Raw genomic sequence first — 16,010 nt, 5'->3', positions numbered from 1 at the left:
GGCGGCCTAGAGTGGTCCACACCACACGACCCGCGGGGTCGGCCGGCGGTCGCGCGCGCTCGTCGACGCCGGTGCCGCCTCGCGCCGCGGCGACGAACTGGGGAGCACACCGATGCCGGACGCACTGCCGACCGAGATTGACCTGACCAGGCCGAGCGCGGCCCGGGTGTACGACTACTTCCTGGGTGGGGCGCACAACTTCGAGGTCGACCGGCAGTTGGCCGAGCAGATCGCCAGCATGACCCCGAATCTCGCCGCCACCATGCGCTCCGGTCGGGAGTTCCTGCGCCGCGCCGTCCGGGCGCTGCTCGACGCCGGCATCGACCAGTTCCTCGACATCGGCTCCGGCATCCCGACCGTGGGCAACGTGCACGAGGTGGCCCAGGCGGCCAACCCGAAGGCCCGGGTGGTCTACGTCGACATCGACCCGGTGGCCGTCGCGCACAGCCGAGAACTGCTCGCCGGCAACGACCTGACCGGGGTGATCCACGCCGACCTGCGCGAGCCGGAGCGGATCCTTGCCGAGACCCGGCGGCTCGGGCTGATCGACTTCAGTCGACCGATGGGCATCCTGCTGGCCGGGGTGGTGCACTTCATCCCCGACGCCGACGGTCCCGAGGAGATCCTGTCCACCCTGCGGGCCGCCGCCGCGCCCGGCAGCTTCCTGGTCATCTCGCACTCGACCTTCGAGGACCAGCCACAGGAGATGCTGGACGCCCAGCGCCTCTCCGCCCGGACGGCCACCGAGATCACCCTGCGCTCCCGTGCGCAGGTCACCGGCTTCTTCGGCGACTGGACGGTGCTCGAACCGGGTGTGGTGCACATGCCACTGTGGCGTCCCGACTCGCCGGCCGACGTGGACGAGTACCCCGAGCGGTTCGGCGCCTTCGGGGGCGTGGCCCGGTACGACCAGCCCGCCGGCTGATCTCCAGTGGCCGCCGTCCCGGACCTCACCGGGGTCGACGTCGGTCGGGGCGGCGCCCAGGGCTACGCCGCCGACTGGGCCCGCGCCGTACGCCGCATCGGTTTCGTGCCGCTCAGCGCGGCCGAGACCGAGCGGCTGTTGCTGCTGCACACCGTCCGGCTGGCCCAGGTGGTGCGGGCCGAGCCGTTCAGCGCCCGTCCCGCCGAGGAGGTCGGGCGGGCGCTGGTGGAGGCGCACCTGACCGAGCCCCGGGCGTTGGAGTGGTCACTGCGCGCGCTCGGTGACGACTTCCCCGATCGGGTCCTGGCGTCCGGCGACCGGCCGGCCGACCTGGGCGAGCGGATCGCTGCGGTGCAGGGCGGGTTGGCCGCCGGGTTCGCCCGCGCGCTGCGCGACCGCACCTTCACCCAGCAGGAGCGCATCGCCCGCTCGGCCTGGCAGGCCCGCGACGAGGTCGAGCAGGCGCTGCGCGACAGTGAGGCGCGGTTCCGGGCGGTCTTCACCGGCGCGGCGATCGGAATCGGCATCGCCGGGGTGGACGGTCAGATCATCGACGTCAACACGGCGTTCGCCGACATGCTCGGCTACTCGATCGAAGAGCTGTGCGAGATGAACGTGGCGGAGCTGTTCCACGTCGACGACGCCGCCGGCATGTGGGAGCTGTACCAGGAGCTGATCGAGGGCAAGCAGGACTCGGTCCGGGTGGAGAAGCGCTACCACCGCAAGGACGGCAGTGTCGTCTGGACGGACCTGGCGGTGTCGTTGATCCGGTACGACGACGGACGGCCCCGGTTTACCGTCGCCATGATCGAGGACATCACCGAGCGGTACGAACTCCAGCAGCGGCTGCGTTTCCAGGCGCTGCACGACCCGCTGACCGGGCTGCCCAACCGGACCCTGTTCTTCGAGACGCTGGGCCGGGTCTTCGACACCGCCGGGCCCGCTCAACGGGTCGGGGTGTGCTTCCTCGACCTGGACGGCTTCAAGGCGATCAACGACAGCCTCGGCCATGACCTCGGCGACCGGCTGTTGGTGGCGATCGGCCGGCGGCTCGCCGAGTGCGTGGCCGACCACGGCCACCTGGTCGCCCGGATGGGCGGCGACGAGTTCGTCATCCTGGTCGATGGCGGCGACGACGTCGACGACGCGGTGGCCGTGGCGGAGGCCGCGCTGGCCGCCGTCGCCGCCCCGGTGTATCTCGGCGACCAGCAGTTGGCGGTCTCCGCCAGCGTGGGCATCGTGGACTGCCCGGCCGCGGAGACCACCGCCTCGGAGCTGATGAAGGCCGCCGACACGACGCTCTACTGGGCCAAGGCGGCCGGCCGCGGCCGGTGGGCGGTGTACGACCCGGAGCGCAGCGCCCGCGACCTGGCCCGGTCGGCGCTGGTCGCCGGGCTGCCGGCCGCCCTGGACCGGGGCGAGTTCGTGCTGCACTACCAGCCGATCGTCTCGCTGCTGGAGGGCACGATGCTCGCGGTGGAGGCGCTGGTCCGCTGGGAGCACCCGGAGCTGGGCCTGATCGGGCCGGACCGGTTCATCGGCCTGGCCGAGGAGACCGGCCTGATCGTCCGGCTCGGCGAGTGGGTGCTGCGGCGGGCCTGCCACGACGCCGAACGCTGGCGACGGGAGTTCCCCGAGGCCCGGCTGGTGGTCAGCGTCAACCTGGCCGCCCGGCAGGCCGACGACCCGGCGATCGTCGCGACGGTGGCGGACGTGCTGGCCAGCAGCGGCCTGCCGGCGGAGCTGTTGCAGCTGGAGTTGACCGAGAGCGCCGTGATGGGCAGCGCCGGCGAGCCGCTGCGCAGCCTGCACCGACTCGCGGCGCTGGGCGTCCGGCTGGCGGTCGACGACTTCGGCACCGGGTACTCCAACCTCGCGTACCTGCGGCGGCTGCCGATCCACTGCCTGAAGCTGGCCGGCCCGTTCGTCGAGGGCATCCGCGCCGACGGGACGGACGCGGTGGCGGACCACCGCGACGAGCGGATCGTCGACGCGTTGGTCCGGTTGGCGCACGCGCTGGAGCTGTGGGTCACCGCCGAGGCGGTGGAGACTCCGGTGCAGGCCGAGCGGCTGCGGGCGCTGCGCTGCGACACCGGGCAGGGGCGGTATTTCGGCGCACCGTCGCCGGCCGAGGAGATCACCGCCCGGCTGCGGCGGGCGACGGCGTGATGCGCACGGACGGGCGGGTCGCTGCCCGGCTGCCCGGCGGGGTGGCGGTGTAATGCGTGCGAGCGGGCGGGTCGTCGCCCGGCGGGGTGGCGGTGTGAGCGGTGGATCGGGCCGGTCCCGACGGTGGCGACGGAAGGCGACGGCGTGAGCCTGAACGACTCGCAGACGGTGGTGACCGTGGTGGCCGCGCTGGCCATCCTGGCCGGGCTGGCTGGCGTGGTGGTGCCGGGCCTGCCGGCGTTGCCGCTGTGCTGGGGTGGGGTGCTGGTCTGGGCGATCTTCGGCGGCGCCGGCCCGGGTGGCTGGGCGGTGTTCGCCGTCGCGACGCTGGTCGCGGTCGGCGGCATCGTCGTGAAGTACCTGTGGCCGGGGAGGAACCTCAAACGCACCGGCGTGCCGACGTCGTCCCTGCTGGCCGGGGGCGCGCTCGGCCTGGTGGGGTTCTTCGTGATCCCCGTGATCGGTCTGCTGCTGGGCTTCGTCGCGGGAGTGTGGGCAGCGGAGCGGCTGCGGCTGGGCAGCAACCGGCTCGCCTGGCCGTCCACCGTGCAGGCGCTCAAGGCGGCTGGCCTGTCCATGCTGGTGGAATTCCTGGCCGGCCTGACCATCGGCGCCCTCTGGGTAGCCGGCCTCCTCCTAACCTGACCCCCACCCCAGCCCGGTGATCAAGAGGTGTGGGTCAGAATCCGCCTTCCAACTGACGCAAAACTCTTGATCACGGGCAGCGGAGGGGCGGCGCGGGGCATTTGTGGGGTACGGCGGGTGCCGTACGGAGAGAGAGGCGTGCCCCGCGCCGCCGCGGTGCCGGGCGGTCCGAGCGCCCGGTGGTGGCCCGTCGCGATCGGGCCTGGTCACGAGGTCAAGCATGCGGGCGGGCTGAACGGGCGGCAACGCAATTAGCCGGGACGGCGGTGAGATCCCCACCGGCATCGTATTGACCTGTCTTGATCGGCGGGACGACACTTTGCGCACTCGCCAGCGGAACCACCTCAGGGAGGTGTGCAGTGGCCACGACGCCCGTGCCGACCGCAGAGCAACCGATCGACGACGACGCCCGACGACTCGCTGAACTCGGCTACAAGCAGGAGTTGCACCGCAAGTGGAGTGGCTTCTCCAACTTCGCCATCTCGTTCTCCATCATCTCGATCCTGGCCGGCTGCTTCACCACCTTCGGCCAGGCGTGGAACAACGGCGGGCCGGTCGCCATCTCCTGGGGCTGGCCGCTGATCTCACTGTTCATTCTGATCATCGGCTTCTGCATGGCCGAGCTGGTGTCGGCCTACCCGACCGCCGGCGGCATCTACTGGTGGGCCGCCACCATGGGGCGGCCGGTGCACGGCTGGTTCACCGGCTGGCTCAACCTGATCGGCCTGGTGGCGGTGACCGCGTCGGTCGACTACGGCTGCGCCACCTTCCTGAACCTGACCTTCTCGGCGCTCTTCGACGGCTGGGCCGGCACCGCGCACCAGACCTTCGGGCTGTTCGTGGTGATCCTCGCCCTGCACGGGCTGATCAACATCTACGGGCACCGCGTCATCGACGTACTCCAGAACGTCTCGGTCTGGTGGCACGTGGCCGGCGCGGCCGCGGTGGTGCTCATCCTGCTCCTGGTCCCGGACCACCACCAGAGCTTCGAGTTCGTCTTCACCGAGCGGTTCAACAACTCCGGCTTCGGCGACGGCGACACCGGGGGGCTCACGTTCTGGTTCTACGTGCTGCCGCTGGGCTTCCTGCTCACCCAGTACACGATCACCGGCTTCGACGCGTGCGCGCACGTCTCCGAGGAGACCCGCGGCGCCTCGAAGGCCGCCGCCCAGGGCCTCTGGCGGTCGATCTTCTACTCCGCGGTCGGCGGCTGGATCCTGCTGCTCGCCTTCCTCTTCGCCGCCACCGATGTGGACGCGATCAACTCCGCGGGCGGCTTCTCCGGGGCCATCTTCGAGTCCGCGCTGACCCCGTTCTTCTTCAAGGCCGTCATCATCATCTCCACCATCGGCCAGTTCTTCTGCGGGATGAGCTGTGTGACCTCGATGTCCCGGATGGCGTACGCGTTCAGCCGGGACCGCGCGGTGCCGGGCTGGCGGCTCTGGTCCCGGGTGAACCGCAACGGCACCCCGGTCAACGCGATCATCGCGGCCACCCTGGCCGGTCTGGTGCTCACTCTGCCCGCGCTCTACCAGAAGGCCGGCGTGCCGGTCGCGTTCTACGCGGTGGTCTCCGTCGCGGTGATCGGGCTGTACCTGTCCTTCCTCATCCCGATCTTCCTGCGGCTGCGGATGGGGGACCGGTTCGTCCCCGGCCCGTGGACGCTGGGCCGGAGGTACAAGCTGCTCGGCTGGATCGCGGTGATCGAGATCGCCGTCATCTCCGTCTACTTCGTGCTGCCGATCGTGCCGGCCGGCGTGCCCGGCAACGCGGAGTTCACCTGGTCGGCCGTGAACTACGCCCCGCTCGCCATCGGCGGGGTGCTGCTCGGCGTGGCGCTCTGGTGGTACGCCTCGGCCCGGAAGTGGTTCACCGGCCCCCGCCGTACCGTCGACGTGCCGGAGCAGCGCCCCGCGCCGGCCGACGAGCCGGCCTGATCCCTCCCCGCCAGCGCCGGATCACCCGGCGCCGGCGAGGAGCGCCGGGGGTCGGCGGCGAACCGCCGCGCCCCTGGCCCGGAACCGCATCGTGGCGCTCGATGTGCTTCGGGGCTTCGCCCTGAGCGGGATGGCGACCGGGTGCTGCTGGAGATTCCGGTCCGCCGGTGGCTGCTGACGGGCACGGCGCGGTGAGTGCACCCGGCCGGCTGGCGAGCAGCCGACGCCATGGCTTGAAGACCGCCTGATTCTCACCTGTTGCGCTATTGACGCGCGGCCAGGGACGCCCAGGGTGTCGTAGGGGTTGGGTACAACCAAACTCCCCTCCCGCGGACGGCGCGTGAGGTTCCCGTGCTCCCTCAGCCCTTCGGGCGGGAAGGCAGTGGCTCGCCACCCCGAGTCCAGGTGCCCAATGACGGACAAGATTGACTTCAAGAAGACCCTCGACGCCTACCAGGCACGACAGGGCCGGTTCCGGGTGGTGGACGTGCCCGACATGAGCTATCTCATGATCGACGGCCACGGCGACCCCAACACCTCGCCCGCCTTCGCCACGGCGGTCGAGGCGCTCTATCCCGTGGCGTACAAGCTGAAGTTCGCCAGCAAGCGGGATCTGGGGCGGGACTATGTCGTCCCGCCGCTGGAAGGTCTGTGGTGGGCCGAGGACATGGCCTCCTTCACCGCGGCCCGGGACAAGTCGCAGTGGGACTGGACGCTGATGCTCATGGTCCCGGACTGGCTCGAGCGGGCCATGGTCGGCGCCGCCGTCGAGCAGGCCGGGGCGAAGAACCGGCCGGCGCGGCTGGACGACGTCCGGCTGGCGACGCTGTCCGAGGGGCGGTGCGTGCAGACGCTGCACGTCGGTTCCTTCGACGACGAGGCGGACGTGCTCGCGGCGCTGCACGACAAGGTCATCCCCGAACAGGGGTTCCGGATGACCGGCAGGCACCACGAGATCTATCTCAGTGACTTCCGGCGGGTCGCACCGGAGAAGCAGCGCACGATTCTCCGGCAGCCGGTCACCACCGAGGCCGTGTCCGATGAGCGCGGGTGACCGGCTGCCGTGCCGGCCGATCGCGTTTGCGACGGTGACCGCAGGGGGCATTGACGGTGATCCGGTTCTGCCAGTAGACCTTGGTGATGGAGGCGCGCCAATGAGGAAAGCTCCGCTCACGCTGGAACAGCTGCGCGTCGCGGTCGCCGAGGGCGAGATCGACACGGTGGTGCTCGGGCTGACCGACATGCAGGGCCGCCTCCAGGGCAAGCGCTTCCACGCCCCCTACTTCCTGGACCAGGTGGTCGCGCACGGCAGCGAGGGCTGCAACTACCTGCTCGCCGTGGACGTCGACATGAACACCGTCGACGGGTACGCCATGTCGAGCTGGGAACGCGGCTACGGCGACTTCGCCATGCGACCCGACCTGGACACGCTGCGCCGAGTGCCCTGGCAGCCCGGGACCGTGATGCTGCTGGCCGACCTGGAGTGGCTGGACGGCTCGGGCCCGGTGGTCGCCTCACCCCGGCAGATCCTGCGCCGGCAGCTCGATCGGCTGGCCGAGCACGGGCTGACCGCGTACGCGGGCACCGAGCTGGAGTTCGTGCTGTTCCGCGACTCGTACGAGGACGCCTGGCGGCGCGGCTATCGCGATCTCACCCCGGCCAACCAGTACAACGTGGACTACTCGCTGCTCGGCACCGCCCGGGTGGAGCCGCTGCTGCGCCGGATCCGCACCGAGATGGCCGGCGCCGGGCTGACGCCGGAGAGCGCCAAGGGCGAGTGCAACCTCGGCCAGCACGAGATCGCCTTCCGCTACGACGAGGCGGTGGCCTGCGCCGACCACCACGTGATCTACAAGAACGGGGCCAAGGAGATCGCCGCGCAGGAGGGCATGGCGATCACCTTCATGGCCAAGCCGAACGAGCGGGAGGGCAACTCCTGCCACATCCACTTCTCGCTGCGCGACCGCACCGGCGCCTCGGCGATGCTCGGCGACGGGCCGGCGCACCTGTCGCAGACCGGGCAGCGGGTGCTCGCCGGGCTGCTCGCCACCATGCGGGAGTTCAGCCTGCTCTTCGCCCCGAACATCAACTCCTACAAGCGCTACCAGCCGGGCTCGTTCGCCCCAACGGCACTGCGCTGGGGGGTGGACAACCGCACCTGCGCCCTGCGGGTGGTCGGGCACGGGCAGGGGATGCGGGTGGAGAACCGGGTGCCCGGGGCCGACGTCAACCCGTATCTGGCGATCGCCGGGCTGGTCGCGGGCGCGCTGCACGGCATCGAGCGGGAGTTGGAGCTGGGCGACGAGTGCGCCGGCAACGCGTACGACGACCCGCAGGCCGAACGGGTCCCCGGCACCCTACGCGACGCACTGGCCCTCTGGGAGGCGTCGACGGTGGCCCGGGAGGCGTTCGGCGACGAGCTGGTCGCCCACTACGCCAACCAGGCGAGGGTGGAGCTGGCGGCCTTCGACGCCGCGGTGACGGACTGGGAGCTGACCCGTGGCTTCGAGCGCCTCTGACGGCCCGCGCCGGGTTGGCCGCGTCGATCATGGACCTGTGGTGGCCGAAGTGCGGTTGATTGTGGCTTTCACGAAGCACCACAACTCCACGATCGACGGCGAGGGGCGGTAGGGGCGTGGCTTTGGTTGTTGATCCGGCTTCCGGGGTTGGTTTTCAGGAGATCAGGGGGGCATCCCTTGACGAGGTTGACTCGGCGATCTCCCGGGCGGATCGGGCGTTCGAGACATGGCGGGCCGTGGGAGCGGGGGATCGGGGGCGGCTGCTGCGGCGCTTCGCCGCCGTCGTCGACGCGCACCTGGACGAGCTGGCCGCGCTGGAGGTCCGCAACTCCGGGCACACCGTCGGTAACGCCCGCTGGGAGGCCGGCAACGTCCGCGACGTGCTGGACTACTACGCCGGAGCGCCGGAGCGGCTGACCGGACGGCAGATCCCCGTACCCGGCGGCCTGGACGTCACCTTTCACGAACCGCTCGGCGTGGTCGGGGTGATCGTGCCGTGGAACTTCCCGATGCCGATCGCCGCCTGGGGGTTCGCCCCCGCCCTCGCCGCCGGCAACACCGTGGTGCTCAAACCCGCCGAGCTGACCCCGCTCACCGCGCTGCGCCTGGCCGAGCTGGCCCGCGAGGCCGGCCTGCCCGACGACGTGTTCACCGTCATCCCCGGTGCGGGCGCGGTGGTGGGGGAGCGGTTCGTCAGCCATCCGGCGGTCCGCAAGATCTGCTTCACCGGCTCCACCGAGGTCGGCACCCGGATCATGGCCGGCTGCGCCGCCCAGGTGAAGCGACTCACCCTGGAGTTGGGCGGCAAGAGCGCCAACATCGTGTTCGCCGACACCGACCTGGAACGCGCCGCCGCGACCGCGCCGGGCGCGGTCTTCGACAACGCCGGCCAGGACTGCTGCGCACGGTCGCGGATCCTGGTCCAACGCCCGGTGTACGACAGGTTCCTGGAACTGCTCGAACCGGCGGTACGCGCGGTACGCGTCGAGGATCCGTCCCGGGACACCGCCGAGATGGGTCCGCTGATCTCCGCGGCCCACCGGGACCGGGTCGCCGGCTACCTGACCGGGGCGACCGTCGCCTTCACCGGTTCCTGCCCGGATGGCCCCGGTTTCTGGCACGCGCCGACCGTGCTGCTGGCCGACTCGCCGGCCGACCGGCACTGGCGGGAGGAGATCTTCGGCCCGGTGGTGTCGGTGCTCCCGTTCGACGACGAGGCCGACGCGGTCCGGCTCGCCAACGACACCGAGTACGGCCTCTCCGGCTCGATCTGGACCCGGGACGTCGGTCGGGCACTGCGCATGGCCCGCGCCGTCGAGGCGGGCAACCTCAGCGTCAACTCGCACTCCTCGGTGCGCTACTGGACCCCGTTCGGTGGGATGAAGCGCTCCGGGCTTGGCCGTGAGCTGGGCCCGGACGCGCTGCACTCCTTCACCGACGTCAAGAACGTGTTCATCGCGACGAAGGAGTGACGCCAGTGCAGGGTCGATTGCAGGACCGGGTGGCCGTGGTCACCGGAGCGGGCAGCGGCATCGGTTTGGCCACCGTGCGGCGGTTCGCCGCCGAGGGGGCCCGGGTGGTCTGCGTGGACATCGACGAGGCGGCCGGCACGAGGGCCGCGCAGGAGTGCGGCGGCGAGTTCGTCCGCACCGACGTGGCCGACGAGTCGGCGGTCCGCGACCTGTTCGACGGGGTGGCCGACCGGCACGGCCGGGTGGACGTCGCGTTCAACAATGCCGGCATCTCCCCGCCGGACGACGACTCCATCCTGGACACCGGCCTGGACGCGTGGGAGCGGGTGCTCCGGGTCAACACCACGAGCGTCTACCTGTGCTGCAAGTACGCGATCGGGCACATGCGCCGGCAGGGCAAGGGCTCGATCATCAACACCGCCTCGTTCGTGGCGTTGATGGGCGCGGCGACGTCGCAGATCGCGTACACGGCGAGCAAGGGCGGGGTACTGGCGATGACCCGGGAGTTGGGTGTGCAGTTCGCCCGCGAGGGCATCCGGGTCAACGCGCTCTGTCCGGGCCCGGTGGCCACCCCGTTGCTGCTGGAGCTGTTCGCCGCCGACCCGGAGCGGGCCGCCCGCCGACTGGTGCACGTGCCGATGGGTCGCTTCGGGCAGCCGGAGGAGATCGCCGCCGCGGTGGCGTTCCTGGCCAGCGACGACGCCTCGTTCATGACCGCCGCGCAGTTCGTGGTCGACGGCGGGATCACCGGCGCGTACGTGACCCCTCTATGAGCCGGCCGCTGATCGGGATCAGCGCGTACGTCGAGCCCGCCGACTGGGCCGTGTGGAGCGGGGTGCGGGCGGTGCTGGTGCCCGAGGCGTACGTGCGGGCGGTGACCGCTGGCGGTGGCCGGGCGGTGGTGCTGCCACCGGACGACTCCGACGGCGACGTGCTGGCGGTCCTCGACGGGCTCCTGTTGGCCGGGGGCGCCGACGTCGGTCCGGGGCGGTACGGCCAGCAGCCGCACCCGCGGACCGAGGACCGGCCGGACCGGGACGCCGGTGAGCTGACCCTGCTGACGGCCGCGCTCGCCGCCGATTTGCCCGTGCTGGGTGTCTGTCGGGGAATGCAGCTGCTCGCCGTGGCGTACGGGGGAACTCTGCACCAGCACCTACCCGACGTCGTCGGTTCGGAGGCGCACCGTCCGGCCCCGGGGGTCTACGGCACCCATCCGGTGCGGTTCGCGCCGGGGAGCCTGGCGGCGAGGACGCTGGTCGGGGTGGACCGGGTCAACTCGTACCACCATCAGGCGGTCGCCACGGCGGGGCGGCTCGCGGTCAGCGGTTGGGCGGCGGACGGCGTGATCGAGGCGGTTGAGGATCCGGACCGTCCGTTCGTGCTCGGAGTGCAGTGGCATCCGGAGAACGAGCCGGACCCGCGCCCGATCACGGCGCTGGTCCGGGCCGCCGGCGAACGAGCGTCCGGCCCGCCGGTGCGGGGCCGCCACGAGGGCGCGGACGCGGCGGGGTCGCCGACGGTGTGACACAGGTCGCCCCCGTCGGGGTGTGGGCGCGATGGGAGGATCACCGCATGGGCAAGGTCTATCCGGGAATCGACGGTCGTCTGCGGGAGTTCATCGCGGCCCAGCCGGTCTTCTTCGTGGCCACCGCGCCGTCCGGGCCCGAGGGGCACGTCAACGTCTCGCCGAAGGGCATGACGGGCACCTTCGTGATCCTCGGCCCGCACCGGGTGGCCTACCTGGACTACCACGGCAGCGGCGCGGAGACCATCGCCCACCTGCGCGACAACGGCCGCATCACGCTGATGTTCTGCGCGTTCGACGGGCCGCCGAAGATCGTGCGCCTGCACGGCAGGGGCAGCAGCGTCGCGGTGACCGAGGCGGGCTACGCGGACCGGCTCGCCGAGTTTCCCGCGCCGCCGGACGTGCACGCCGTGCGGGCCGTGATCACTGTCGAGGTCGAGCGGGTCAGCGACTCCTGCGGTTATGCGGTGCCGCTGATGGACTACCGCGCGGAGCGTGACCTGTTGCTCACCTCACACTCCCGCCGTACGGCCGATGATCTGGTGACCTACCGCGCCACCAGGAACGCCGCGAGCATCGACGGACTACCGGTCTTCTGACAGCTCAGGGGCGCTCCCGGCGACCTCCCGGGCCCGCGTCCACTCCCGCGCTGTCGGGTCGGCGCCGGGTGCGGCACGGGTAACCAGCGTCCAAGGGTCGTCATGCGTTACGTTGCTGGTCCGCCGGGGTACAAGTCGGAGCACGGCGCGTGAAGATCAACGGCTGCGGGGTACGGCCGAAGCGGGGAGGCAGCATGAGCTCGGCCCAGGGGGGCGCGGATGCGGGGCGTTCCTTCGCGGACGTCCACCACATCCCCCCGCTGCTCGCCGCCGCGTATGCGGGCGGCGGTGAGCTGGGCGAGCGGCTCCGCGCCTTCGACTGGTCCACCCACCCCCTGGGCGGGCCGTCCGGGTGGCCGGCGGCGCTCTCCAACGCGATCGGCATGATGCTCTCCTCCAGCGCGCAGATCGTCATGTTCTGGGGCGACGAGCAGCTCGCCTTCTACAACGACGCCTACCGGCCGACCATCGGCAGCAAGCACCCGCACGTGCTCGGCAGACCGGCCCGACACCACTGGGCCGAGACGTGGGACGTCCTCGGTCCACTGCTCGACGGGGTCCGGCGCACCGGGCTCTCCTACCGCGGCGAGGACCACCCCTTCCTGCTGGACCGCTCCGGTTTCGTCGAGCAGACCTACTTCGACGTCTCGTACGACCCGATCCGGGGTGGCGACGGCTCGGTCAGCGGCGTCTACTGCATGGTCAACGAGACCACCGGGCGGGTGGTCGGCGAACGCCGGCTGCGGGCGTTGTCGGAGCTGGGCACCGAGCTGGCCGACGTGATCAGCGCGGGCGAGCTGGGCCGGACCGCCGCCGACGTGCTCGCCCGGCACTCCGCTGACGTGCCGTTCGCGCTGATCTACCTGGCCGATTCCACCGGCCAATTCACCCTGACCGCCGCCAGCTGCGTCGACTCGGCCGCGGTCAATGTCCCGCCCGACACGTTCGGCGAGCTGGTCGCCGAGGGCTCGTCCGCCACCGTCGAGGTGAGCCGTCTGCTCGCCCAGCCACCGGCCGACGCCGCCGACGTGGCGCTCGTGCTGCCCGTCAAGGCCGCCAACGAGACGGTCGGCGCGCTGGTCGCCGGCGTCGCCCGCCGGCTGCCGCTCGGCGACGAGTACCGCGACTTCCTCGACCTGGTGGCCGCGCAGATCTCCCGCGCGGTGGGCACCCAGCGGGCGTACGAGCATGAGCGCGCCCGGGCCGCCGAGCTGGCCGCGCTGGACCGGGCGAAGACCAACTTCTTCGCCAACGTCAGCCACGAGTTCCGCACGCCGTTGACCCTGGTGCTCGGCCCGCTGGAGGACATGCTGGCCGACCCGGAGCTGCCGGCCGCCTACACCGACCGGCTCGTCGTGATGCACCGCAACGCGTTGCGCCTGCTCAAGCTGGTCAACACCGTGCTCGACTTCTCCCGACTGGAATCCGGTCGGCTGGCCGCCCGCTACCAGCCCACCGACCTGGCCGGCTACACCGCCCGGTTGGCCAGCACCTTCCGCTCGGCCACCGAGCGCGCAGGGTTGCGACTGGTGGTGGACTGCCCGCCGCTGCCGGCGCCGGTCTTCATCGACCGGGACATGTGGGAGAAGATCGTCCTCAACCTGGTGTCGAACGCGGTGAAGTTCACCTTCGACGGCGAGATCCGGGCGCGGGTCCGCGCCGATGACGGCGTCGCCCGTCTGGAGGTCACCGACACCGGCGTGGGCATCGTGCCGACCGAGTTGCCGCACGTCTTCGAGCGTTTCCACCGGGTGCCGGGGGTGCGCGCCCGCACGCACGAGGGCACCGGGATCGGGCTCGCGCTGGTCCGGGAACTGGTCGAGATGCACGGTGGCGACGTCGGTGTGACCAGCCAGATCGACGAGGGCAGCACCTTCACGGTGACCGTCCCGTTCGGATCGGCGCACCTGCCCGCCGACCGGGTCGCCGCGTTCGCCCCCCTGCCCACGGGCGAGCCCGAGCAGGCCCGGCTGTACGTGGCGGAGACGGCCCTGTGGGCCGACGAGGACCAGCCCGGGCAGACCGACCGTCAGCCGACCGACGCGGCCCCGGCCGGCCGGATCCTGGTCGTCGACGACAACGTCGACCTGCGCGAGCATGTCACCCGGTTGCTCTCCCCGACGTGGGAGGTGGTCACCGCGAGCGACGGTCTCGCGGCGCTGACGCTGGCCCGGGAGGGCGGGTTCGACCTCGTGCTCACCGACGTGATGATGCCCCGGCTGGACGGGTTCGGCCTGGTCGGCGCGCTGCGCACGGACCCCCGCACCCGCGACGTGCCGATCGTGTTGCTCTCCGCCCGCGCCGGTTCCGCCGAGGCGGTCGCCGGCCTCTCCGTGGGCGCCGACGACTACCTGACCAAGCCGTTCTCCGGGCAGGAGCTGATCGCCCGGGTCCGGGCCAACGTCGAGCTGGGCCAGCTGCGCGGGCAGATCATCCGTCGGCTCCGGGCGCTGGCCGACGCGGCGGTGGCGGTCAACACCGCCCGTTCCACCACCGATGTGCTGCACGTCGCCGCCCGGCACGCGCTCAGCCTCGCCGAGGCCGCCCGGGTCGTGGTCACCGCGGCCGGCGCCCGCGCCGAGGCCGACGGCGGTGGCGTCACCGCCAACGACCCGTCCTTTGTGGCCGCGCTGACCGGCACCACCCGAGAGCAGCTCGGCGAGTTGCGGGTCTGGCGGGCCGCCGGCGACGACGGGCAGGCCGACGAGGCCGCGCTCACCCAGCTGGCCCGGCTGGTCGGGGTTCGGCTGGAGAACGCCCAGCTCTACGAGGCCGAACACCGCATCGCCGCCACGTTGCAGCACAGCCTGCTGCCGAGGTCGCTGCCCCAGCTGCCGGGCGCGGTCGTCGCGAGCCGGTACCTGCCGGGCAGCGCCGACGTCGAGGTCGGTGGGGACTGGTACGACGCGCTGAGGCTCGACGACGACCTGGCGCTGGTCATCGGTGACGTGGTCGGCAAGGGCGTCCAGGCCGCCGCGGCGATGGGGCAGCTGCGCAACGCGCTGCGGGCGTACCTGCTGGAGGGCTTCGGCCCGGGTGAGTCACTGACCCGGCTCAACCGGCTGGTCGGCTCCACCGAGGGGCGCTCGTTCGCGACTGTGGTCTGCCTGTTGTTCAGCCCTCGTACCGGCCGGCTCCGCTACGCCAGCGCCGGTCACCCGTCCCCCCTGCTGATCCGAGGAGACGACGTGGCGTTCCTGCACGACCGCGCGCTCGGCCCGCCGGTCGGCGTCATCCCCGATGCAACGTACCGGACGGTCGAGGGCGAGCTGCCCGCCGGCAGCCGGCTGCTGCTCTACACCGACGGGCTGATCGAGGACCGTCAGCTCGGCATCGACGCCGCGCTGGAGCAGCTGCGCGTCGACGCCGCCACCCCCGGCGAGCACGTGGCGGACCTGATCGACACGGTGGTCGAGCGGGTCACCGGACGGCCGCGCCGCGACGACGTGGCAGTGCTCGCCCTGGAGGCGGCGGAGCTGAACCGGTTCGCGGTGCGGCTGCCGGCGGACCCGACCCGGCTGAGCGTGCTGCGCAAGCGCCTGGAGGACTTCCTCGTCGCGCACAAGGTCGGCGAGACGGACCTGTTCGATCTGACCGTGGCGGTCTCGGAGGCCGCCGCGAACGCCATCGAGCACCCCGTCCAGCCGGCCGAGGCGGTGATCAGCGTCGAGGTGGCCATCGAGGACCGGACGGTGATCGCCACCGTGCGCGACACCGGGCAGTGGCGGGAGTCGACCGACTCCGGATTCCGGGGGCGCGGCCTGTCACTGATCAAGGCGCTGGGTGACCTGATGGTGCGGCGTACCGACGAGGGCACCGAGGTGACGCTGCGCCGGCAGTTACAGGGTTGACCGCGCACCCGGCGGCCGGGGCGTCGGCGGCCTCAGGCCGGGTCGAGCCAGCTCTGGTCGCCCAGGCCGGAGATCTCCAGCACCCGGCGGACCTGCCGGGACGGCAGCACGGTGAGCGTGCCGGTGAACTGCTGGGCGAGCCGGACCAGAGCGTGGATGGCCGCCGAGTCGAAGAAGGTCACGGCGCGCAGATCGAGGGTGATCCGGCGGGCGGGCTCGCGCAGGGCGGTCTGGAGCATCGTGTCGGCAGTCGCCATGTCGACCTCGCCGGTCACCACCACGCGGAGGTGCTCTCCGTCGACCTCCGCACTGGCGGAGAAGACGGGTGGTGCTCCCCCTTGATCCACGCAGACACCATGGCACAGCCG

Annotated in this window: 12 protein-coding genes; 11 read left to right on the top strand and 1 reads right to left on the bottom strand. The window is 71.8% G+C overall.

The annotated features are described in order from the left end of the window. The first annotated feature begins 112 nt into the window (after positions 1-112). From OG505_RS19630 to OG505_RS19580, 11 genes are all read left to right on the top strand, one after another. Positions 113-925 (top strand): SAM-dependent methyltransferase, encoded by an 813-nt coding sequence (locus OG505_RS19630; protein ID WP_405426374.1) that lies wholly within the window; start codon positions 113-115, stop codon positions 923-925. 6 nt (positions 926-931) lie between these two features. Continuing rightward, a complete protein-coding gene (locus OG505_RS19625; protein WP_405426372.1) occupies positions 932-3,094 on the top strand; it encodes a putative bifunctional diguanylate cyclase/phosphodiesterase in 2,163 nt (720 codons plus the stop codon). Positions 3,095-3,238: 144 nt separating this feature from the next. Continuing rightward, positions 3,239-3,739, top strand: a complete 501-nt coding sequence (locus tag OG505_RS19620; RefSeq protein WP_405426370.1) for a DUF456 domain-containing protein — start codon at positions 3,239-3,241, stop codon at positions 3,737-3,739. Between the two features lie 359 nt (positions 3,740-4,098). Next, the gene (locus OG505_RS19615) at positions 4,099-5,676 is read left to right on the top strand and encodes an amino acid permease (protein ID WP_405426368.1); all 1,578 of its coding nucleotides are present in this window, start codon (positions 4,099-4,101) and stop codon (positions 5,674-5,676) included. Between the two features lie 412 nt (positions 5,677-6,088). Further along, complete coding sequence (locus OG505_RS19610) at positions 6,089-6,730, top strand: GyrI-like domain-containing protein (protein ID WP_405426366.1); 642 nt, start codon at positions 6,089-6,091, stop codon at positions 6,728-6,730. Between the two features lie 100 nt (positions 6,731-6,830). Continuing rightward, positions 6,831-8,195 carry a glutamine synthetase family protein gene (locus OG505_RS19605; RefSeq protein WP_405426364.1) on the top strand — a complete coding sequence of 455 codons (1,365 nt, stop codon included), beginning with the start codon at positions 6,831-6,833 and terminating at the stop codon, positions 8,193-8,195. 116 nt (positions 8,196-8,311) lie between these two features. Further along, a complete protein-coding gene (locus tag OG505_RS19600) occupies positions 8,312-9,667 on the top strand; it encodes an aldehyde dehydrogenase family protein (RefSeq protein ID WP_405426362.1) in 1,356 nt (451 codons plus the stop codon). Positions 9,668-9,672: 5 nt separating this feature from the next. Continuing rightward, a complete protein-coding gene (locus tag OG505_RS19595; protein ID WP_405426360.1) occupies positions 9,673-10,440 on the top strand; it encodes a 3-oxoacyl-ACP reductase in 768 nt (255 codons plus the stop codon). Continuing rightward, a complete protein-coding gene (locus OG505_RS19590; protein ID WP_405426358.1) occupies positions 10,437-11,192 on the top strand; it encodes a gamma-glutamyl-gamma-aminobutyrate hydrolase family protein in 756 nt (251 codons plus the stop codon). Before OG505_RS19595 ends, OG505_RS19590 begins: the two co-directional genes overlap by 4 nt. 47 nt (positions 11,193-11,239) lie before the next feature. Then, complete coding sequence (locus tag OG505_RS19585) at positions 11,240-11,791, top strand: pyridoxamine 5'-phosphate oxidase family protein (RefSeq protein WP_405426356.1); 552 nt, start codon at positions 11,240-11,242, stop codon at positions 11,789-11,791. Between the two features lie 194 nt (positions 11,792-11,985). Continuing rightward, a complete protein-coding gene (locus tag OG505_RS19580; RefSeq protein ID WP_405426354.1) occupies positions 11,986-15,642 on the top strand; it encodes a SpoIIE family protein phosphatase in 3,657 nt (1,218 codons plus the stop codon). A 32-nt stretch (positions 15,643-15,674) separates the two neighbouring features. On the opposite strand, the gene OG505_RS19575 is transcribed toward OG505_RS19580, so the two are convergent. Further along, a complete protein-coding gene (locus tag OG505_RS19575; protein WP_405426352.1) occupies positions 15,675-15,989 on the bottom strand; it encodes an STAS domain-containing protein in 315 nt (104 codons plus the stop codon). Positions 15,990-16,010: the final 21 nt, after the last annotated feature.

The organism is Micromonospora sp. NBC_00617 (assembly GCF_045161355.1).
Lineage (GTDB): Bacteria > Actinomycetota > Actinomycetes > Mycobacteriales > Micromonosporaceae > Micromonospora.
This window is presented reverse-complemented; position numbering and strand designations above follow the sequence as displayed.